Annotated in this window: 20 protein-coding genes and 1 pseudogene; 14 read left to right on the top strand and 7 right to left on the bottom strand. The window is 51.6% G+C overall.

Features of this window, described 5'->3' with window-relative positions:
- Positions 1-18: 18 nt before the first annotated feature.
- The 3 genes from purC to dapA are packed head-to-tail and all read right to left on the bottom strand — an operon-like array spanning position 19 to position 2,713.
- Positions 19-732, bottom strand: coding sequence for a phosphoribosylaminoimidazolesuccinocarboxamide synthase (gene purC, locus EHW56_RS05980; protein WP_152796847.1), 714 nt, complete (start codon positions 730-732; stop codon positions 19-21).
- A 58-nt stretch (positions 733-790) separates the two neighbouring features.
- A complete protein-coding gene (bamC, locus tag EHW56_RS05975; protein ID WP_046073722.1) occupies positions 791-1,819 on the bottom strand; it encodes an outer membrane protein assembly factor BamC in 1,029 nt (342 codons plus the stop codon).
- A gap of 15 nt (positions 1,820-1,834) precedes the next feature.
- Positions 1,835-2,713: a 4-hydroxy-tetrahydrodipicolinate synthase gene (gene dapA, locus EHW56_RS05970; protein WP_046073723.1), complete on the bottom strand. Its 879-nt coding sequence runs from the start codon at positions 2,711-2,713 to the stop codon at positions 1,835-1,837.
- A 267-nt stretch (positions 2,714-2,980) separates the two neighbouring features.
- Here dapA and bcp point away from each other — a divergent pair, with 267 nt between their 5' ends.
- Positions 2,981-3,451 (top strand): thioredoxin-dependent thiol peroxidase, encoded by a 471-nt coding sequence (gene bcp / locus EHW56_RS05965; protein ID WP_046073724.1) that lies wholly within the window; start codon positions 2,981-2,983, stop codon positions 3,449-3,451.
- 136 nt (positions 3,452-3,587) lie between these two features.
- Here the strand turns inward: bcp and EHW56_RS05960 are convergent, their stop codons facing one another.
- From EHW56_RS05960 to EHW56_RS05950, 3 genes are all read right to left on the bottom strand, one after another.
- The gene (locus EHW56_RS05960; RefSeq protein ID WP_152799421.1) at positions 3,588-5,024 is read right to left on the bottom strand and encodes an FAD-dependent oxidoreductase; all 1,437 of its coding nucleotides are present in this window, start codon (positions 5,022-5,024) and stop codon (positions 3,588-3,590) included.
- Between the two features lie 106 nt (positions 5,025-5,130).
- Complete coding sequence (locus tag EHW56_RS05955; protein WP_046073726.1) at positions 5,131-6,210, bottom strand: AI-2E family transporter; 1,080 nt, start codon at positions 6,208-6,210, stop codon at positions 5,131-5,133.
- Between the two features lie 10 nt (positions 6,211-6,220).
- Positions 6,221-6,439, bottom strand: coding sequence for a sulfurtransferase TusA family protein (locus tag EHW56_RS05950; protein WP_046073727.1), 219 nt, complete (start codon positions 6,437-6,439; stop codon positions 6,221-6,223).
- Between the two features lie 125 nt (positions 6,440-6,564).
- On the opposite strand from EHW56_RS05950, the gene EHW56_RS05945 reads away from it, so the two are divergent.
- From EHW56_RS05945 to EHW56_RS05930, 4 genes are read left to right on the top strand one after another with little or no spacing between them, the layout of a single operon-like run.
- Positions 6,565-8,064, top strand: a complete 1,500-nt coding sequence (locus tag EHW56_RS05945) for a M48 family metalloprotease (protein ID WP_152799424.1) — start codon at positions 6,565-6,567, stop codon at positions 8,062-8,064.
- A gap of 23 nt (positions 8,065-8,087) precedes the next feature.
- Positions 8,088-8,444, top strand: a complete 357-nt coding sequence (arsC, locus tag EHW56_RS05940; protein WP_077578607.1) for an arsenate reductase (glutaredoxin) — start codon at positions 8,088-8,090, stop codon at positions 8,442-8,444.
- A complete protein-coding gene (gene wrbA, locus EHW56_RS05935) occupies positions 8,441-9,034 on the top strand; it encodes an NAD(P)H:quinone oxidoreductase (RefSeq protein ID WP_077578608.1) in 594 nt (197 codons plus the stop codon). Before arsC ends, wrbA begins: the two co-directional genes overlap by 4 nt.
- A 33-nt stretch (positions 9,035-9,067) precedes the next feature.
- The gene (locus EHW56_RS05930) at positions 9,068-9,481 is read left to right on the top strand and encodes a DUF2069 domain-containing protein (RefSeq protein ID WP_046073730.1); all 414 of its coding nucleotides are present in this window, start codon (positions 9,068-9,070) and stop codon (positions 9,479-9,481) included.
- A 66-nt stretch (positions 9,482-9,547) separates the two neighbouring features.
- Here EHW56_RS05930 and EHW56_RS05925 read toward each other — a convergent pair whose 3' ends face one another.
- On the bottom strand, positions 9,548-10,033 hold the full coding sequence (locus EHW56_RS05925; protein WP_046073731.1) for a zinc ribbon-containing protein: 486 nt from the start codon (positions 10,031-10,033) through the stop codon (positions 9,548-9,550).
- A gap of 106 nt (positions 10,034-10,139) precedes the next feature.
- Between EHW56_RS05925 and leuS the strand changes: the two are divergent.
- From leuS to EHW56_RS05880, 9 genes and pseudogenes are all read left to right on the top strand, one after another.
- Positions 10,140-12,698: pseudogene (gene leuS / locus EHW56_RS05920) on the top strand (leucine--tRNA ligase); the annotation flags it as partial.
- Between the two features lie 32 nt (positions 12,699-12,730).
- On the top strand, positions 12,731-13,354 hold the full coding sequence (gene lptE / locus EHW56_RS05915; protein WP_231637399.1) for an LPS assembly lipoprotein LptE: 624 nt from the start codon (positions 12,731-12,733) through the stop codon (positions 13,352-13,354).
- Positions 13,354-14,376, top strand: coding sequence for a DNA polymerase III subunit delta (gene holA, locus EHW56_RS05910; RefSeq protein ID WP_152799455.1), 1,023 nt, complete (start codon positions 13,354-13,356; stop codon positions 14,374-14,376). The genes lptE and holA overlap by 1 nt, the downstream gene beginning before the upstream one ends.
- Positions 14,377-14,444: 68 nt before the next feature.
- Entirely contained in the window at positions 14,445-14,762 is a 318-nt protein-coding gene (gene rsfS / locus EHW56_RS05905; protein WP_046073734.1) for a ribosome silencing factor, read from the top strand.
- 3 nt (positions 14,763-14,765) lie between these two features.
- The gene (gene rlmH, locus EHW56_RS05900) at positions 14,766-15,236 is read left to right on the top strand and encodes a 23S rRNA (pseudouridine(1915)-N(3))-methyltransferase RlmH (protein WP_077578611.1); all 471 of its coding nucleotides are present in this window, start codon (positions 14,766-14,768) and stop codon (positions 15,234-15,236) included.
- Positions 15,237-15,242: 6 nt separating this feature from the next.
- Positions 15,243-17,123 carry a penicillin-binding protein 2 gene (gene mrdA, locus EHW56_RS05895; protein ID WP_046073736.1) on the top strand — a complete coding sequence of 627 codons (1,881 nt, stop codon included), beginning with the start codon at positions 15,243-15,245 and terminating at the stop codon, positions 17,121-17,123.
- Positions 17,120-18,238, top strand: a complete 1,119-nt coding sequence (rodA, locus tag EHW56_RS05890) for a rod shape-determining protein RodA (protein ID WP_152799430.1) — start codon at positions 17,120-17,122, stop codon at positions 18,236-18,238. Before mrdA ends, rodA begins: the two co-directional genes overlap by 4 nt.
- A gap of 2 nt (positions 18,239-18,240) precedes the next feature.
- Complete coding sequence (locus EHW56_RS05885; RefSeq protein ID WP_152796837.1) at positions 18,241-19,062, top strand: septal ring lytic transglycosylase RlpA family protein; 822 nt, start codon at positions 18,241-18,243, stop codon at positions 19,060-19,062.
- 112 nt (positions 19,063-19,174) lie between these two features.
- Positions 19,175-20,326: a serine hydrolase gene (locus EHW56_RS05880; protein ID WP_369795687.1), complete on the top strand. Its 1,152-nt coding sequence runs from the start codon at positions 19,175-19,177 to the stop codon at positions 20,324-20,326.
- Positions 20,327-20,369 lie beyond the last annotated feature (43 nt).

Below are 20,369 nucleotides of genomic sequence, written 5' to 3'. Positions count from 1 at the left end.
GCTTTTTAAAACCAAAAATTACAAGGTAAGGCCGATACGCTTTGCCACCTCGATGTAAGCATCCACAACACCACCTAGGCCTTGACGGAAACGGTCTTTATCCAGTTTTTCTCGGGTATTGGCATCCCACAATCGGCAACCGTCAGGACTAAACTCGTCACCCAGAACAATATTACCTTGATGATCAACACCAAACTCAAGTTTATAATCGACCAACAACAGCTCTCCTTCCGCAAACAGCGCTTTGAGGACATCGTTCACCTTGTAGGTCAGTGATTTCATCGTCGCCAATTGCGCTTGCGTGGCGTAGCCCAAAGACTCACACAAGGATTCATTGACCATGGGATCGTGCAGCGCGTCGTTTTTTAAAAACAACTCAAAGGTGGGCGGCGTCAGTGTCGTCCCTTCCTCGACGCCAAGGCGACGGCAAAGTGAGCCGGCTGCAATGTTGCGCACCACACACTCTACAGGGATCATATCTAGCTTTTTCACCACACACTCGGTATCGGACAACAATTGGTCCATTTGGGTGGGGATGCCCGCCTGCTCAAGCTTTTGCATGATGAAGTGATTAAATTTGTTATTCACTTCGCCTTTTCGCTCAAGCTGCTCAACACGCTCGCCATCAAAAGCCGACGTGTCATTGCGAAAGTGCAGAACAAAGCGGTGCTCATCATCTGTGGCATAGACAGATTTTGCCTTACCGCGATACAACTCAGCACGTTTTTCCATTACCTATACTCTCCATTAGGCGCTAAAAGTAAGGGACGCTCACCGCGTCCCTATAAAATTACTCTGATGCTTGGTTCACTTGAGCAATGACCGCTTTGAGCGCTGGGCTCAGCGCTTCTAACGTCGCCTCATCGACAGGCTTACCATCGCTGTTGGTCACGTTAAGTGACGTGCGGTTGCCTAGATCGCCCAGCAACAAGGTATAGCTATTGTCCGGGAACGAAATCGGATCAACGCCAAGGGATTGCCAACGCTCATCATTTGGCGCGACGTGACGGGTTTTCACCGTGCCTTGCGACTGGTTACGACTTTCTACCGTGAACCCTAAAGGCTTGATGATAGCGGGCAGCTTTTCCCAAACCACATCATAAGGGGCGCGCGCGATGATGACCGGCAACCCACTGCGATCGGTACCAAAGCTAATCGGAATATCAGACTGGCGCTGCTCCGCCAAACGGCGCGCTTCGGCACGCAATGCCGCATCGTGACTCACCGTGATAAGGTTAGTCATCAGGGTGTTGTAGCGCTCACGCAACGCAGGGGTGAGCGGTTCATCGCTGGCTTTCGCACGCGAGTCAATCATATTCACCCCTAACGCAAAGCGGCGACCTTGCTCAAGGCGCGATAAACGGAAGCGTGCTTGATGGGCGCTGTCTTCTTTTTCCCAAGCAATCCAACCGGTTTCTACTTGGTCTGCCGTTTGCGACGACACTGGGATGGTCTGCTCGCTGACCAAACGCTCTACCGTTTGCCATACTTTATCGAGTTGCTTTTCATTGGCAACGGCAAGGGTGACGCCACGGCTATCACGTTGTATCCGTGCGCCCGGGATCAGATCCAGCACTTGGCGCGGCGGACGAATATCAACGTTCTGACCGACTTCACCATTAAAATCTTGTGTCGGGATCTGATAATTGGTGGAAAAATACGGCGCTTGATCCGGCAAGGTTTGCCATGGCGACAACGGGGTTGTTTGCAAATAGTCAAAGTCATCTTTGGCTTGACGGCGCTGCTCGACGCCACCACTGCAGGCCACCACACTGGTGGCCATGATGGCACATAGGCCGAGCTTAAATACTGGTTTCATTGACACTCCAACGGCTTAAACAGCACCTGCGACACGCAGTGCCTCACGAACATCTGGACGCAAGTGCTCGCTTAACTCAGTTAATGGCAGACGAAGGTGCCCATCCGCAATCAAGCCCATCTCACGGACTGCCCACTTCACAGGGATCGGATTGGCTTCGTCAAACAGGTGACGATGTAGGGGGATCAAGGTTTCGTTAATAGCATGCGCTTGCTCTGCTTCACCTGCGCGCGCCAGTTTGATCATTTTAGCCATTTGCGCAGCCGCCACATTATTGGTCACAGAGATAACGCCGTGCCCCCCGGCCAAGACAAAATCCAAGCCCGTTAAATCATCGCCACTGAATAAGAGGAAATCGTCGCCACAAAGTTCCCGGTGAATCGCCACTCGGCTTACATCAGCGGTGGCATCTTTCAGACCAATGATGTTGTCGAATGCCGCCAGTCGCGCTACTGTCTCAGGCTGAATATCGACCGCGGTACGCCCGGGAACATTATATAAAATCTGTGGCAGGTCCGTGGCTTCAGCAATGGCTTTGTAATGCTGGAACAAACCTTCCTGGGTCGGTTTGTTATAATAAGGGGTCACGCTTAGGCAGGCGGCCACACCTGAGCCAGCAAACATTTTGCTGAAAGTGATTGCTTCATGGGTGGCATTGGCGCCAGTTCCCGCAATAACCGGAATACGCCCGTTAGCAAATTCCAAGGTTTTCAGCACAACTTTAATGTGCTCATCCACGGTTACTGTCGACGACTCACCCGTCGTGCCCACTGCGACAATCGCATCAGTGCCCGATTGGATATGAAACTCGACCAGTTTTTCCAGGCTAACGTAATCAACTTCGCCGTGTGCATCCATTGGTGTGACGAGCGCCACAATGCTTCCAGAAACCATGTTCGTCTCCCTTATTAGTGATGCCTGCAATGTTACTTTTGGCGCTGGGCAAACACAAGAATAACCCTGCGTCTAGGCATGTCTTAATCGACATTTTTTCATCGATAGGTAATGTGTCTTATCGTTATAATCGAGGAAGGGATGAGTCTGCGTCAATGGGCAGTCAAATCCTGTCAAGTCAGTGATCCTATTATCAAAAACTTGCGTAATTGCGAACACCCTCTATCATCGTGAATTCGGTTTACCGACAAAAAGGAAACGCAGCGCATGCAAACAATCACCGAAGGCGCACAAGCGCCCGATTTTTCACTGCAAGATCAAAATGGCGACACCGTCACGCTTAGCCAATTCAAAGGCGACAAACGTGTTCTGGTTTATTTCTACCCAAAGGCGATGACACCGGGTTGTACAACGCAGGCCTGCTCGCTACGCGATACGAAAGCCGAGTTGGATGCACTTGACACCGTGGTGCTTGGCATAAGTCCCGATCCGGTGAAAAAACTGGCCCGTTTTGTTGAACGCGACGCACTTAACTTCACGCTGTTGAGCGATGAAGATCATGCCGTCGCCGATGCGTTCGGAGTCTGGGGACCGAAAAAATTCATGGGCAAAGAATACGATGGGATTCATCGTCTAAGCTTTTTGGTCGGCAAAGACGGTAAGATAGAACATGTGTTCAATAAGTTTAAAACCAAGGACCACCACCAAGTGGTGCTTGATTACTTAAACCAAGCGTAACGTCAGTCCACGTTGGCTTTGGCGACACGTTAGCTTTGGCGACACGTTAGCTTTGGCGACACGTTAGCTTTGGCGACAAAGCAGCCTACATGCTGCTGACTAAAAGCGCACGAACACCGTGCGCTTTTTTGTATGATTAGCCGACAGGCTTTGCCAACGCCTCAGGGTATCCGCGGCGTGTCGCAAGCTCGCAAGCGGTATCGATTATCTTCGCGGTGTTGGGGCGAGACAATGGCTGATAAGAGGTAGGAGATATCCAACCTGAATCTTCAAATTGCGTCAGTACTTTATTGATGGCCGTCAGCGCCGACGACGCTTTGACAATTTCCAAACGCGCATAACGTTCACCATCAAACGACACATCCGAGGCACGTAACGAAGGATCATCCCCGGGGATTTGCTGCGCACCACACAAGGGTTTGCCACCTACTTCGGCCTGTTTGAATGCCGGTAACCACTGGCCAAAGTGGTCAATCGCACGATCAGTGCGTTCACACACTTCTTGCCAGTCCCAGCCTTTATCGATGTTTTTCACATAACGTGCATCGACAGTCGGTTGCGCTGACTCCGCAGAGCTTTTCACTAAACCACGCTCAAACAAGGTGACGTCTTGAGTCATACCGTGCAGCTGGAAAAAACCATCCGGATAAGGGGTCAACTGCGCCATTCCCTGTGGGGTGCCCCGTTGACCGTGGACAATGATTTCCGGCCACTGATACTCAGTCCGTGTCCAATGCGCGATATACGCGGCTTTGTATTCGACCAAACGCTCGCGACCAAACCCGGCCATATCATCGATTGTCCCCGTGCGGAATCCGGCCGCATTGATAAGATAGTCAACGTCGGTGGTCTGTATCTGCCCTGACTGGTCTTGATAGGTTACCCGCCACCCTGACGAGATGGGCTGAGTATCCATCACTTTGTGATTGAAATTAAGCTGACAATGAGGCGCGTCGGCAAGGGTCAATTGCGCTTCCGCCGCCAAGCGAAACACGCTAAGCCCGTATTCTTGCACCAGGACCAGAGGGTATTTCATTGCACTTAAATCGAGCGATTGGGCCACGGGCCACATCCATCGATCGGCAGCATCGATCACGCTGTGGTAGTCTTGAGCGCGCAATGCTTCCAGTTCCTCTTGCTGATACAAACGGAAATAATCGCTCGGCTCACCCATGACTTTATTATCGCTATCGATCTCAACCAATTGCGCATAACGCTCACGCAGGGTTTCTAAACGTGCAATCACACTGTCTAATGAGCCTGGGTCTTGCTGAGGAACGGCAAGGACAGTCGGTCGACGATTGACCGAATGCGGATACATGCGCACCGTGGCCACCGACTGTTCGAGTAAGGTCAGGCATTGATCGAGCGAAATTTCACGATACAAATTGCCGCCCGCGTGCAGATGGCAAATCGGCGGCCCACTCACCAAGCCGGTGCCCGCCTCAAACACCTGGGTGTCCACCCCGCGCTGAGCCAAGCGCATTGCCGCTGTGGTTCCCGCAACACCGCCACCTATCACCGCGACGCGAAACTTTTCTACTTGCGTTTGTTCTTGCCTGTGTTGTGCCATGCCAACCCTGTTTTCATTACTACTTCTGTGGGCCAAACTGATCACGACGTGTCGATGTTTACCTGCCGCTCAGCCCCTTTTATTAGGGGCGTGAAAACAAGATGGATCACTCAATATCTGTCTTGGGATCGTCATCCAGCTCAATCACTGGCAGCGCTTGCCACACCGCTTTCACTAAGGTCGCCAATGGAATAGCAAAAAATACCCCCCAAAAGCCCCAGAGTCCACCGAAAACCAGTACGGCTATTATGATGGCGACTGGATGTAAATTCACCGCTTCTGAAAAAAGCACGGGGACGAGCACATTGCCATCTAGCGCTTGGATAACGCCATAGGCGATCATTACATACCAAAAACCAGGCTCAAGCCCCCACTGGAACAAGGCAACAATGGCTATCGGGACGGTGACAATCGCCGCGCCAATATAAGGCACCAAAACAGAGAAGCCCGTCGCCACACTGAGTAGGACCGCATAGCGAAGGTCTAACAGGCTAAAGGTCAAATAACTGGTCACCCCGACGATAATGATTTCAGTCACTTTGCCCCGGATGTAGTTGGAGATCTGCTGATTCATCTCATGGCCGACTCGAGAGGCAAGACGACGGTTGCGTGGTAACAAGCCTTTGAACATCGCCAACATTTGTGCTTTGTCCTTGAGCAAAAAGAACACCAGCAGGGGCACTAAAATCAGGTATACCGCCACCGCGACTAAGTTCACCAAAGACGCCAATGAACCTTTTACCAATGTTTCGCCAAGGTTGAGCACTTTATTTTGCAAGGTATCGACAAAGGTATTGACCATATGGGGATTGATCAGCTCTGGGTAGCGTTCTGGCAAACTCAGCATCAGTGCTTGCATGTTATTAAACATATTTGGCACATCGGCCACCAAGCTGACCCCCTGGTTCCATATGGTCGGCACCAACCCGAATAACGCCATCAAGGTTAAGCTAACAAACACAGTCAGTACCACCAGCACTGACAAAATGCGGGGCAAACCCAGCCGGCAGAGACGATTTACCGGCCAATCAAGTAGATAGGCCATCACGATCGCGACCAATAATGGGGCGAGCAAATTGCCAAAAAAGTAGATGGTAATAAAACCAAAAAGAAGGATCGCCACCAGGCTCACGGCATGTGGGTCAGAAAAACGTCGCCGATACCAGCGATGTAACATATCAAACATAAAAAGCCCGCTATTTCTTTGTGATGAGTAGCCGCGAAGCTGGCGTGTCTAACCACCTCATGCTGAAGCCTTCGCGTTTAAAATACTTGGGGATATCGTCTTTCGCCCCTTGATCACCGAGTAAAATCACCAATTGCTCACCTGACTGCAATAACGCGGCGGCGCGCTTTGCCAGCAATAGCGCCATTGGACAAACATGTTCTCGCAAATCAAGTGTTTGAGATTCCATTCTGGCTCACCGGTCGGTATTATCGTCAGTATTGTAATGGACATTAGATAGAACGCCAACGAAACCCTAACGGGTTTTATCGGTCTGTACCTAAGTACACCCTGCATTTAAAGGTCATCATACTTATGTCATCTCGCGCACTTGGCTCTCACAAAGGCAACAACGCTCGCCGCCTGCTCTGTTATGCACTAGCGGGGGTTTTAGCGAGCGCACCTGTGTCGGCACGTGTTGAGTCATATCAAAGTGACTTACCTGATATCGGTACCGCCGCCGTCAGTACCTTATCAGTTGCCAAAGAGAAAGAGTTTGGTGATGCCTACATGCGGATGCTAAGAGCCAGCAAGCCCATCATCAGCGATCCTCTACTCAACGAGTATATTAATGGCTTGGGCCATCGACTGGTGGCGAATGCCAACGATGTTCGCACACCCTTTCGTTTTATTTTAATCGATAATCAGGCAATCAACGCCTTTGCCTTTTTCGGTGGCTACGTGGCCATGCACTCTGGGCTGTTCCTCCATGCAAAAACGGAAAGCGAATTGGCATCGGTGATGGCCCACGAAATCGCCCATGTCACCCAGCGTCATCTTGCAAGAAGCATGGAGGAGCAAGCGCAAACCTCGCCGCTGACCGTCGCCGCCTTAGTGGGATCGTTGATGCTCGCGATTGCCTCTCCCGAAGCCGGGATTGCAGCGGCACACGCCGCGACAGCGGGCAGTATGCAAAACCAAATAAACTTCACCCGTCGCAATGAAGAAGAAGCCGATCGGATCGGCATTGAAACCCTCGCACGTGCTGATTTTGACGTGCAAGCCATGCCGCGATTTTTCTCACGATTGGCGGATGAGTACCGTTACGCCAGCCAAATGCCCGAGTACTTCAGCACCCACCCTTTACCGGCTTCACGGATCACTGACTCTCGCGCTCGTGCCCGCCAATACCCACAAAAACGGGTACCTGCCTCGCCCGATTATCAACTCGCGCGCGCCCGTATCGTCGCGCGATATAGCGGCATCGCCAGCCGCTCGGCGATGGATTGGTTTGAACGGCGTCATAAAGAGGCCTCGCCGGCCGAAAAGCAAAGCCTCAACTACGGGATGGCGTTGCTTGATATTGATGCCCGTCGTTTTGACGATGCGCGAGAAAAATTAACCCCACTTATCAAGGCGCAACCTAATAATCGATTTTTCCTTGATGCCATGACCGATTTAAACATCGGTGAGAAACAGTACGACAAGGCATTGACGCGCCTTGAAAACGCATTGAACCATCAACCTAATAACCGCGTATTATTGCTTAATCGTGCCTATACCCTCGTCAAAGCCAAGCGAGGAGGCGAGGCGATCTCCATGCTGGAGCGATATACACACCAGCATCCAGATGACAGCAACGGTTGGTTTTTGTTACAACAAGCGTACGAAAGTACCGGGACGCATCGAGACGGTGAGCTGGCCGCCCAAGGTGAGCGGTATGCCTTACGCGGACAATGGGACAAAGCCATTCGCAATTATACCCAAGCCGCCCAGATCGCAGAACTAGGTAGCTTGGCGCAGGCACGGTATGATGCGCGTCTTGATCAACTTCGTCGCCAACAAGCCCGCTTTAAAGCGCTTAGCGACCGTTAATTCACTCAAAAAGGATCATTGTTGTGACCGCTATAACCCTCTACCACAACCCCCGTTGTTCAAAAAGTCGTGAAACCCTCAAGTTGTTGGAGTCCAACGGTGTCACGCCGACCATCATCAAGTATCTCGACACCCCTTTGTCTGCTGAGGCGTTGACGATGTTAAAACAGCAACTCGGACTCAGCTCGTTTCGGGAGATGATGCGAACCAAAGAAGCAGACTATAAAGCGGCAAACTTGGGCGATGCCTCCGTGGACGAAGCGCAATTACTCGACGCCATGGTTAACAATCCCAAATTGATCGAACGTCCAATCGCCGTCAAGGGCGAAAAAGCGGTCATTGGTCGTCCACCTGAAAACGTCCTCACGCTAATAAAATGACGAAAGTATTAGTGCTCTACTACAGCCGCTCGGGGAATACACGCAAACTCGCCCAGCAAGTCGCCCGTGGTATCGAGGCGCAAGGCGCTGAAGCGGTATTGCGCACGGTGCCCGAGCTGCCCGCTTACCCTGATGGCCAAGTGCCAGACACAACCGCGAAAGACCCGTTTGTCACTCGGCAAGATTTGCTGGACTGTCATGGCCTAGCCCTCGGCAGTCCGGTGCGTTTTGGCAACATGGCCGCGCCTTTGAAGCAATTTATCGACAGTACCAGTGGGGAGTGGCTATCAGGCGCCCTGATCGATAAACCTGCAGCCGTGTTTGGCGCCGGATCAATGCTGCATGGCGGACAAGAAACCACCCTGCTCACCATGACAGTGCCACTGCTTCATCATGGTATGGTGTTGCTCGGTGTGCCACATAGCGAACGTGCGCTACATACCACGCAAGGTGGCGGCTCGCCTTATGGTGCGTCGAGTGTGGCAGAGCCGAACCTGCCTTTAATCGCAGACGAGAAACAAATCGCCAAAACCTTAGGTCAACGTCTTGCACGTTTTGCACAAACCTTTCACCACCACTTGGGACAATAGGATAGTACTGTGACTGACTCTCGGCTTGCATTAATGCGTAGGCTCTCGCTATTGAGTAACCTCGGCCTGATTGGTTGGGTAATAATCTGGCATGCGTCTTTATCGCCCCACCCACACCTCAATGCTTGGGCGGTAACGATCGGCTGGACCATCCCGCTGCTCCTTCCGCTACCGGGGATCTTGAAAGGAAAGGCCTTTACTCATGCGTGGGCGAACTTTATTTTGATGTTTTACTTTTTGCACGCATTGACCCTTATTTATGTCGATGAGGGGGAACGCTGGTTGGCCGCTATCGAGCTTGTCTTGGTCGCCTGTGCGTTCGCCAGCAATATCGTCTTCGCGCGTTGGATGGGAAAATCACAAGGGCTAAAACTGCCACGCCTGTCTCAAGTGGAACGCGAAGAGCGCCAACGCTTTGAGGGCAAAGATAACGCCTCGTCTGACTGATAACTGACCGTTATCCTCGCCCTTGGTATCTTAACCGCCTCGGCTAAGCCAAGCACCGTGCTTGGCTTACACCGGGTACGGGCGGCGAGAGAAATACCGGTGGCCACACTTGCTACAAGGCGCAATCACATCCACCCGGCTGTGGCGTGACTGGTGGTGGCACTGCTCACATTGCAATACGCCCAGCCCAACAATTTCACCCGCTTCATACACGCCATGGTGCTGAAGGTCGTCAAACACTTCACGCCACTCTAGCTGAGTGCGATCGGTGATTTCTGCCAGCTGTTCCCAAATAGAGTTGGCAATCAGATCGTTAAATACCTGACTGTCCATGTCTTCGCCTTGAGATTTGTCGTACTGCTCACCAAACGCTTTCACATCGCGCTTGAAGTAAGCCTCAATCAGCGCCCACTCATCTTTGGTAAGATCCGCAGCTGCTTTGAGATATTGATCAGACAACTCGACCCAGCGAGACAAAGCCTCTGGACTGTTTTCCAGTGCCTCTTTTACCCGCTCAATGATACTTTGTTGCGGTTCTTTCTCTTTATTCATGGTTCTGTCCTGATTCAAGTGTTGTTGCGGTCTCTGCCTTTCGTTATTCTATGACGATATTTCTCTTTCAGGTTTTACCTTTCTCACAGAATCTCGGAAGCCATCGATGCAAGAACAATATAGCCCGCAAGATATTGAACAAAAAGTTCAAGCCCATTGGGACGACAATAAAACCTTTGTGGCTCATGAAGACCCTAACAAAGAAAAATTCTACTGTCTTTCTATGTTCCCTTACCCCAGTGGCCGACTTCACATGGGGCATGTCCGTAATTATACCATCGGTGATGTGATCTCGCGTTATCAGCGCCTGCAAGGCAAGAATGTGATGCAACCTATTGGTTGGGACGCATTTGGTTTGCCGGCCGAAGGGGCCGCTATCAAAAACAAAACCGCCCCTGCACCTTGGACATATGAAAACATTGATTACATGAAAGGCCAGCTGAAAATGCTGGGCTTTGGTTACGACTGGGATCGCGAAATCGCAACCTGTAGCCCTGATTACTACCGCTGGGAGCAAGAATTCTTTACCACGCTTTATAAAAAAGGCTTGGTATACAAAAAAACCTCTTCAGTGAATTGGTGTCCACACGATCAAACCGTGTTGGCGAACGAGCAGGTGCATGAAGGCTGCTGCTGGCGCTGCGATACCCCGGTTGAGCAAAAAGAAATTCCACAGTGGTTTATCAAAATCACCGATTATGCAGAAGAGCTGCTGCAAGACATCGACAAACTGGATGGTTGGCCAGAGATGGTAAAAACCATGCAGCGCAACTGGATTGGCCGTTCAGAAGGCGTTGAGCTGACCTTCGATGTTGAGGGCGATCACCCTGCGCTGGGCGTCTACACCACCCGCCCTGATACCCTGATGGGGGTGACTTATGTCGGTATTGCCGCCGGTCACCCACTGGCCGATGCCGCGGCCAAGAACAACCCAGCCTTGGCGGAGTTTGTGCAAGAGTGCCGTAACACCAAGGTAGCGGAAGCTGAGCTGGCCACCATGGAGAAAAAAGGCATGGCGACGGGCTTGTACGCCACGCACCCATTAAACGGCCGCCGCGTACCTATCTTTGTCGCCAACTTCGTGTTGATGGATTATGGGACGGGCGCAGTCATGGCCGTGCCTGCACACGACCAACGCGATTTTGAATTTGCCAGCAAATATGGCCTCGATATTGAGCCTGTGATCCTGGATGAAAATGGCAACGCACCTGATTTGTCTGAGCAAGCACATACCGAAAAAGGCAAGCTATTTAACTCTGGTGAATTCGATGGCTTAGACTTTGATGCCGCGTTTGATGCGATTGCCGCTAAGCTTGAGTCTTTGGGTAAAGGGCAAAAAACGGTCAACTTCCGCTTACGTGACTGGGGCGTTTCTCGTCAGCGTTATTGGGGCGCGCCTATCCCAATGCTGAACACCGAAGACGGTGACGTGGTGCCTGTCCCGACGGATGAGCTGCCGGTTATCCTGCCAGAAGATGTAGTAATGGACGGGGTGCAAAGCCCGATTAAAGCTGACAAGCAATGGGCACAAACCCAGTATCAAGGCGAGCCTGCGCTGCGTGAAACCGACACCTTCGATACCTTTATGGAATCGTCTTGGTACTATGCTCGCTATTGCTCGCCGCAGGCCGATCAGATGCTCGACCCAAGCGCTGCCAACTATTGGCTGCCTGTCGATCAGTATATTGGTGGGATTGAGCACGCCTGTATGCACCTGCTTTACTCACGCTTCTTCCACAAGTTGCTGCGTGACGAAAACATGGTCGATAGCGATGAACCCTTCAAGCAACTGCTCTGTCAAGGCATGGTACTGGCTGATGCCTTCTACTATACCGATGACAAAGGCGTGCGCGTGTGGGTCTCGCCAACCGATGTCACCGTTGAGCGTGACAGCAAAGGGCAAATTGTTAATGCGGTAGACAGCCAAGGCAATGCGGTGACCCATGCGGGCATGACCAAGATGTCGAAGTCTAAAAACAACGGCATTGATCCGCAGCTTATGGTCGAGAAGTACGGGGCTGATACGGTGCGCCTGTTCATGATGTTCGCCGCGCCTGCGGATATGACGCTGGAGTGGCAAGAATCAGGGGTTGAAGGATCACACCGCTTCTTGCGTCGCGTCTGGAAACTGGTTTACGAGCACAGCCAACAAGGACCTGTCGTGGCACTGGATGCTAGCGCGCTCACCAATGAGCAAAAAGCGCTGCGCCGCGAGGTGCACAAAGCCATTGCGAAAGTCAGTGATGACATGGGGCGCCGTCAAACCTTTAACACCGCCATCGCGGCGATTATGGAGCTAATGAACCGATTGGTGAAAGCCCCACAACAAAGCGAACAAGACCGCGCGGTGCTCGACGAAGCCCTCAAAGCGGTGGTGCTAATGCTTTACCCCATTACCCCACATATCTGCTTTAGCCTATGGAATGCATTGGGTGAGAGCCACATTGATGACGCAGCGTGGCCAGAGGCAGATAAAGAAGCCATGGTTGAGGACGAAAAGCTGATTATCGTCCAAGTCAACGGTAAGCTACGCGCCAAGATCACCGTCGCCGCGGATGCGGAGAAAGACGCAGTGGAAGCCCAAGCGATGGCAGATGAAAACGTGGTGAAATTTACCGAAGGCAAAACCGTGCGCAAGGTGATTTATGTACCTGGCAAGCTGGTTAACATTGTTGCCAACTAACAAGGAGCGATGGAGTGAATCTGTTTAAGACAATGCTTCGCTCCCTGCTTGTCGCGATGGTCTGTTTGACCATCGCGTCTTGCGGGTTTGCCTTGCGTGGCAGCTACAACCTGCCCGATGAGGTTGATAAGGTGTCGTTAACGAGCTTTGACCCTTATGGTGAGCTCACCCGGCAAATGCGAAATGCCTTGCGTCAACACAAGGTCGATCTTGTCTCCCCTTCCAAGGACGTGGCCAATATCCACTTGCTCGGTGAAAGCAATAGCGAACAGACGTTATCGCTTTATCAAAACAGCCGCGTGGCGGAGAAAGAGTTTCGCTATGTCGCGCGCTATCGCGTCACCGTGCCTGATAAAGGCAGTTATACCTACAACACCACCTTAAGCCGTAATTTCCTAGATAACCCGCTGACAGCGCTGGCAAAATCGGTGGAAGAAGATAAGTTAGTCGCTGAGATGCGTACAGAAGCCACTCGGCAAATTATGCGTCAACTTTCCCAATTAAAAGGCGATATCGCCGAGTTTGAACGCCAACAGGCCGAACAAGCGGCAATGGAGAAGCTCGAGCAAGGTGAAACGCCAACAGAGCCCAACGTGATCATCGAAACGCGACAAACCGAGACGAATACCGCGCAATGATGAGAACCTATCCCGACCAATTGGCGCAGCAGCTCAATCAACCGCTGCGCCAAACTTACTTGGTCTTTGGCTCCGACCCATTACTCAAACTCGAAGCGCGTGACGCCATTACAAGCGCGGCACGCACCCAAGGTTTTGAAGAGCATCATAAATTTGTCATCGATGGGCAACTAGATTGGCAAGAGGTTATCGACTGCTGTCAAGCGCTTAGCTTGTTTGCTTCTCGGCAAATTATTGAACTTTCCTGCCCTGATAATGGCCTCACCAGCACGCAAGCCAAGCAGCTTACCGAGCTGGCCGCTTATCTGCATCCTGATATCCTCCTATTGGTGCAAGGGGAAAGACTCAACAAGAAGCAAGAAAGCGCTAAATGGTTTTCAGCGCTCGCCCAACACGGCTTATACGTGGTGTGCAATACCCCGGATGCCCGTCAACTCCCGCGTTTTATTGAGCAACGGTGTCGCCAGTTAGGGCTAAAGCCAGACCAACAAGCGCTACAGTTGTTAGCACAATGGCATGAAGGAAACCTATTGGCATTGGTACAAAGCCTGCACATTCTACAACTGCTCTATCCGGATGGCGCCTTAACCCTGCCACGCATAGAGAGTGCCCTGTCACGCCACCATCACTTTACACCCTTTCAGCTCACCGATGCGCTGCTAGCAGGAAAGGCACAACGCGCGCAACGGATACTTGAGCAACTGCATGCTGAAGGTGAAGAGCCCACTCTCCTTTTACGACTGATCCAAAAGGAGCTCAAACAGTTGTATACCATTCACGAGCAGGGGCAAAAAGGCAGGCCGCTGAATGCCATCTTTGACCAACTTCGTGTATGGCAAACACGTCGTCCCATGCTCACCGCCGCTCTCAATCGGCTCAACAAAGCCCGATTAACCGCACTGCTACGCCGCTTAGCACAGTTAGAGATCAGGCTAAAAACGGACTTTGGTAGCGACCCTTGGCCAGATCTGCATTATTTTTGTGCACTCATGTGCCAAGCGCCCGAACCACTCACGCCCTAGCGTGTCCAACGGGTTAGCAAATGGTATACTGGCCTAATAAGACCATCAGCAACACATAGAGGTTTTCTTTGCAAGCTAACGAGTTAAAACAGTTTGTGACCGATAAGGTCGATGAGTTAAAAGCCAGCGATATTGTGACTCTGGATGTACGCGACAAATCATGCATTACCGACTTTTTAGTGCTGTGCACCGGCAACTCTCGCCGTCATGTTGCCTCCATTGCCGAGCATGTGTGTGAACAGGCCCAAGCGGTCGATATCGACTCTCTCGGCACGGAAGGACAAGATGACAGCGAATGGGTTGTGGTCGATTTAGGTGACGTTATGGTGCATGTCATGCAAGAGGAGCAACGCCAACTCTACCAATTGGAAAAACTCTGGAACTAAACCATGAAAATCCAATTGATTGCGGTGGGTAATAAAATGCCCAAATGGGTGGAGCAAGGCTTTGAAGAATATCAACGCCGCTTTCCAAAAGACATGCCACTCGAGCTGGTAGAGGTACCTGCTGGCAAGCGGGGCAAAAATGCCGATATCACCCGTATCTTGCAAAAAGAAGGGGAAGCGATGTTGGCGGCCGTCAACCGTGGTAGCCGCATTGTGACACTCGATATTCCCGGCAAGCCTTGGGACACACCGCAATTGGCTAACCAGTTGGAAAAGTGGAAACTTGATGGCCGCGATGTCGCCATTTTGATCGGTGGGCCAGAGGGGCTAGCACCACAGTGTAAAGCGGCCGCGGAGCAAAGCTGGTCGCTATCGCCACTGACCCTCCCCCATCCGCTGGTACGCGTCATTATGGCCGAGAGCCTATATCGAGCGTGGAGCTTGACCACCAATCACCCGTATCATCGAGAATAAGCAAAGATGAAGCGCCAACGAGTTGAAATCCGAGACCACAGCGCCGAGGCGGCCTTGTTTGTGCGACGCGCTATCGTCTGCTTTGTCGGTATCATGGCGTTGGTTGGGGTGCTGCTAACCAACCTTTATCATATTCAGGTGACCGAACACCAAGACTACCAAACCCGCTCGAACGATAACCGCATTAAAGTCGTCCCGGTGGCGCCTAACCGTGGCCTCATTTATGACCGCAATGGGAAATTGCTGGCGGAAAACCGCCCCGTTTATCACTTAGAAGTGACGCCTGAGCAAGTCGATGATATGCCGGCAACCCTCGCCCAGCTAAAAGACTTACTCTCATTGACCGACAAAGACATTACGCGCTTTCAAAAAGAGCGTCGCCGCTCGCGACGTTTTAATGCCGTGGCATTGAAAACACAGCTCACCGATAAAGAAGTCGCGATTTTTTCCGCGCACCAGCATCAGTTTTCTGGGGTGGAAATCAAAGCCTACTTAAAGCGCCATTACCCTTACGGCGATGCACTGACCCATGTGCTCGGGTATGTCGCCAAAATCAATGATCGCGATATTGCCAAACTCAGGCAAAAAGGGGTGCTCAATAACTACAAAGCAACCCGTGATATTGGCAAGCTGGGGATAGAGAAATACTACGAATCAACACTGCATGGTAAAGCGGGCTACCAAGAAGTTGAGGTGAACAGCCGTGGCCGTGTAATACGTACGCTTAAATATGTGCCGCCGCAACCGGGTAAGGATCTGATTCTTAATCTCGACATTGACCTGCAACTTTACGTGCGCGGCATCCTCGGTGACCGACGAGGCGCGGTGGTGGTGGTCGACCCTGACACCTCGGGCGTCCTGGCGATGGTGTCAACGCCCAGCTACGATCCTAACTTATTTGTACATGGTATTTCCGGTACCCAATATCGGCAGTTGCTCAATGATAAAGATCGTCCCTTGGTGAATCGCGCCACCCTAGGCATTTACCCGCCAGCTTCCACAGTGAAGCCTTTCATTGCTGTCGCCGCGCTAGAAGAAGGCGTTATCACCACCAAGACCACGCGTAACGACCCTGGTTATTGGCGGATCCCTAACTCGGATACGCGCCCTTTCCGTGACTGGCTCCCTTGGGGGCACGGACGGGTAAATATCGTGCAGTCGATCGAGGAGTCAGTCGATACCTTCTTCTATCAAATCGCTTATGACATGGGGATCGATAAACTCTCTATGTGGATGGAAAAATTTGGCTTTGGCCAATACACAGGCATCGACATTCAAGAAGAAAGCAGCGCTAATATGCCTAACCGTGAATGGAAAATGAGTCGCTACCGTCAACCCTGGTATAAAGGTGACACAATTCCCGTCGGAATTGGGCAAGGTTATTGGACTGCCACCCCGATGCAAATCGTCAAAGCCTTGACCGTGCTGCTCAACCGTGGCGAAGTCAAAGCCCCAAAACTGTTAAACAAAACACGTGATGAACACGGCACCCACAAACCCGACGCCGAGCCGTTTCCACCGATTAAAGGGGTCGACGATAAGTATTGGGATGTCGGCCTCAAAGGTATGCAACTGGTTAACCACGGTCGCAAAGGGACCGCGCGTCGTTCATTCCGCTCGGCGGAGTATTTATCGGGCGGTAAGTCAGGCACCGCACAGGTTTTCGGGCTGGGTGAAGATGAAGAATATAACGCAGACGAAATTGCTGAACACCTGCGAGACCACGCACTTTTCATCGGCTTTGCCCCCTTTGAAAACCCGGAAGTCGCTGTCTCTATGGTACTGGAAAACGCAGGGGGTGGCTCGAGCAACGGGGGCCCCATTGCCCGCCGCATCTTCGACCATATCTTGTTAGAAGACAAAGAGACCAAAGAGGCCAAACAATGAGTTCACTAGCCCAAGTTAGCGCGAAACGCTCTTTGTTCGATCGCTTGCATCTCGACTTACCCATGCTCGTGGGCATTTTGTTACTGATGGGCTTCGGCCTAGTGGTGATGTATAGCGCCAGTGGCCAAAGCATGGCGATGATGGAGCGCCAGGCGATCCGCATGCTATTGGCACTTGCGGTCATGTTTGCCCTCGCCCAAGTGCCGCCGCGCCACTATGAGTTTTGGGCGCCCTATTTGTATGCCGTGGGGGTGGTGTTACTGGCGGCGGTTCTATTGGTTGGCGAAACCGCAAAGGGCGCGCAGCGCTGGCTTGATCTCGGAGTGGTCACCTTCCAACCCTCAGAGATCATTAAACTTGCGGTACCGCTCATGCTTGCCCGCTTTATTGGCAAAGATCCGCTCCCCCCCAAATTTACTCACTTGCTCATCGCCCTAGTGTTATTGTTTGTGCCCACCATTATGATTGCTAAGCAGCCAGATTTGGGTACCTCAATACTGATTGCCGCCTCTGGGGTGTTCGTGCTGTTTTTGGCCGGAATAAGCTGGAAAATTATCACAGCAGCGGTGATTGCGCTGGCCAGTTTTGTCCCTGTACTCTGGTTTTTCCTAATGCATGATTACCAGCGTACCCGCGTGCTGACCCTGTTTAACCCAGAGTCCGATCCCTTGGGCGCAGGCTATCACATCATTCAATCTAAAATTGCCATTGGCTCTGGTGGCTTAAGCGGCAAAGGCTGGCTACAAGGGACACAGTCTCAATTGGAGTTTCTCCCTGAGCGACACACAGACTTTATTTTCGCCGTTATCGCTGAAGAATGGGGGTTGATCGGTGTCTGTGTCTTGTTAGCCCTGTACCTCTTTTTGATCGGCCGAGGGCTAATGCTCGCCAGCCGCGCCCAAACGGCATTTGGCCGAATGATGGCTGGCAGTATCGTGTTAAGCTTTTTTGTTTATGTTTTTGTCAATATTGGCATGGTCAGCGGCATTCTTCCTGTGGTTGGGGTACCCTTACCACTTATCAGCTATGGCGGCACCTCAATGGTCACACTGATGGCCGGTTTTGGCATTCTGATGTCTATCCACACTCATCGTAAAATGTTATCCAGGGCATAAACATGCGAGCTATTATCGTTTCTAGCGCTATCGTCTTATTAAGTGCATGCAGCAGCCAGCAAGGTCGCTACGACATGCAAAGTGATAAAGCACCCGAGACGGTGCCACAAGTTATTCACGCAGAAAACGCCCAACCCAGGTATGAGCCTTACAGCCTCGCGGGTAACAAAGATTACACGTTAAATGGTCAGCGCTACCAAATCTTACGCGATCCAAAAGGCTACCAAGAGGCGGGCATTGCCTCCTGGTATGGGGAGAAGTTTCATGGCCATCGTACCTCCAATGGCGAGGTGTATGATATGTACTCCATGTCAGCCGCGCACAAAACCCTTCCCCTGCCCAGTTACGTGGAAGTCACCAACCAAAATAATGGTAAAAAGGCCATTGTGCGCGTCAATGACCGCGGGCCCTTTCACAATAAGCGCTTGATAGACCTGAGTTATGCCGCGGCCAAGAAGCTGGATGTATTAAAGACGGGGACAGCCCCCGTGTCACTGCGTCTACTCTCACCGAGTAAACCAGCGGATGACGAGTGGCATTCCGCTCGCCATCATGCCTATTATGTGCAATTGGCTGCCCTCTCTGATGGCCTAAAAGCCAATCAAAAAGCGGAACAATTGGCGAAGACCCATGGTCTACCTACACATATCGCCCGCCGTGATACCGTGTATCGTGTTCGCTTTGGTCCTTTTTATGATCGAGACCAAGCGCAACAAGCGATGCGCACGGCAAAGCAGCATCAGTTGCCGGGGGCATTTATCGTCACCGAAGCACTTGTTAATGGCGACACATCTGTCACAAGTGCTAAAACAAGCAATCAATAAGTTAAAGAAATCGAGCCTGTCCCTCTATCCGCAATTTGGTATAGTGAGGGCACAGTATCGACATCGATAACCGACATAAGTACTAACAATGATGAATAAAACCGTTTTCCGCATGCGTACACTGCTTTCTGCAGCCTTATTCGCCTCTGCTACCGCTCAAGCCGCACCTGCTGTTGTCCCTGATGCGCCGCAAATTGCCGCCAAAGGCTACGTATTGATGGATTATCATTCTGGCGAGGTACTGGCTGAAAACAACGCCTATCAACGCCTTAATCCTGCCAGTTTGACGAAAATGATGACCAGTTACGTAATTGGTCAGGAAGTTGAGCGTGGCAATATCTCAATGGATGATGACGTCGTCATTAGTGAGAATGCGTGGGCCAAAAACTTTCCCGGCTCTTCGAAGATGTTCATCGAAGTGGGTACCACGGTGAAAGCGGCCGACCTCAATCGTGGCATTATCATCCAGTCAGGCAACGACGCCTGTGTAGCGATGGCTGAACATGTTGCGGGGTCAGAAGACGCCTTTGTCGACTTGATGAACCGCTGGGGCGAAACCCTAGGTATGGACAGTTCCCATTTTTCTAATGTTCACGGTTTGGACTCCAAAGATCTTTACACCACACCGTACGATATGGCGCTGCTCGGCCAAGCCCTGATTCGCGATGTGCCTGCGGAATATCGTATTTATAAAGAAAAAGCCTTCACTTACAACGGTATCACGCAATACAACCGCAACGGCTTGCTATGGGATAAAAGCTTGAACGTTGACGGTATCAAAACTGGCCACACCGACGGTGCAGGCTACAACTTGGTCACCTCAGCCACTGAAGGCGACATGCGTCTTATCTCGGTGGTGATGGGCACCAAGAGCGCCAACGCCCGCAAAGCAGAGAGCAAAAAACTCCTCAACTATGGTTTCCGCTTCTTCGAGACCGTGGCCCCCCATAAAGCCAACGAAACCTTTGTGACTGAGAAGGTCTGGATGGGTGATACAGACGAAGTCGCGCTCGGCGTCACTGAAGATACCTTTGTCACGCTTCCCCGTGGCAAGGCGCAAGATCTGAAAGCCAGTTTTGTCCTCGACAACACATTGGAAGCCCCGATCAGTAAAGGTGATGTCGTCGGTAAACTCTTCTATCAAGTGGATGATGAAGATGTGGCGGAATACCCGCTTGTCGCCCTAAACGATGTTGAAAAGGGCGGGCTTTTTAGTCGCTTAATAGATTACATCGTGATGATGTTTAAAAACCTCGTCGGTTAATCCCTCTCTGTGCCGCCCACCAACTTGGTGGGCGGCTTGTTTT

It is taken from the genome of Salinivibrio sp. VGrn1, from assembly GCF_009377995.1.
GTDB classification, from domain to species: Bacteria; Pseudomonadota; Gammaproteobacteria; order Enterobacterales; family Vibrionaceae; genus Salinivibrio; species Salinivibrio siamensis.
Note: the sequence above shows the minus strand (reverse complement) of the source record. Positions and strands in the feature narration are given on the sequence as shown.

Coding starts and splice junctions, on each gene's coding strand:
- holA (WP_152799455.1), top strand. CDS start 13,354: ATGAGAACCTATCCCGACCAATTGGCGCAGCAGCTCAATCAACCGCTG.
- EHW56_RS05880 (WP_369795687.1), top strand. CDS start 19,175: ATGCGTACACTGCTTTCTGCAGCCTTATTCGCCTCTGCTACCGCTCAA.
- purC (WP_152796847.1), bottom strand. CDS start 732: ATGGAAAAACGTGCTGAGTTGTATCGCGGTAAGGCAAAATCTGTCTAT.
- bcp (WP_046073724.1), top strand. CDS start 2,981: ATGCAAACAATCACCGAAGGCGCACAAGCGCCCGATTTTTCACTGCAA.
- mrdA (WP_046073736.1), top strand. CDS start 15,243: ATGAAGCGCCAACGAGTTGAAATCCGAGACCACAGCGCCGAGGCGGCC.
- EHW56_RS05945 (WP_152799424.1), top strand. CDS start 6,565: ATGTCATCTCGCGCACTTGGCTCTCACAAAGGCAACAACGCTCGCCGC.
- EHW56_RS05950 (WP_046073727.1), bottom strand. CDS start 6,439: ATGGAATCTCAAACACTTGATTTGCGAGAACATGTTTGTCCAATGGCG.
- EHW56_RS05885 (WP_152796837.1), top strand. CDS start 18,241: ATGCGAGCTATTATCGTTTCTAGCGCTATCGTCTTATTAAGTGCATGC.
- EHW56_RS05930 (WP_046073730.1), top strand. CDS start 9,068: ATGCGTAGGCTCTCGCTATTGAGTAACCTCGGCCTGATTGGTTGGGTA.
- wrbA (WP_077578608.1), top strand. CDS start 8,441: ATGACGAAAGTATTAGTGCTCTACTACAGCCGCTCGGGGAATACACGC.
- EHW56_RS05955 (WP_046073726.1), bottom strand. CDS start 6,210: ATGTTTGATATGTTACATCGCTGGTATCGGCGACGTTTTTCTGACCCA.
- EHW56_RS05960 (WP_152799421.1), bottom strand. CDS start 5,024: ATGGCACAACACAGGCAAGAACAAACGCAAGTAGAAAAGTTTCGCGTC.
- EHW56_RS05925 (WP_046073731.1), bottom strand. CDS start 10,033: ATGAATAAAGAGAAAGAACCGCAACAAAGTATCATTGAGCGGGTAAAA.
- rlmH (WP_077578611.1), top strand. CDS start 14,766: ATGAAAATCCAATTGATTGCGGTGGGTAATAAAATGCCCAAATGGGTG.
- bamC (WP_046073722.1), bottom strand. CDS start 1,819: ATGAAACCAGTATTTAAGCTCGGCCTATGTGCCATCATGGCCACCAGT.
- rodA (WP_152799430.1), top strand. CDS start 17,120: ATGAGTTCACTAGCCCAAGTTAGCGCGAAACGCTCTTTGTTCGATCGC.
- dapA (WP_046073723.1), bottom strand. CDS start 2,713: ATGGTTTCTGGAAGCATTGTGGCGCTCGTCACACCAATGGATGCACAC.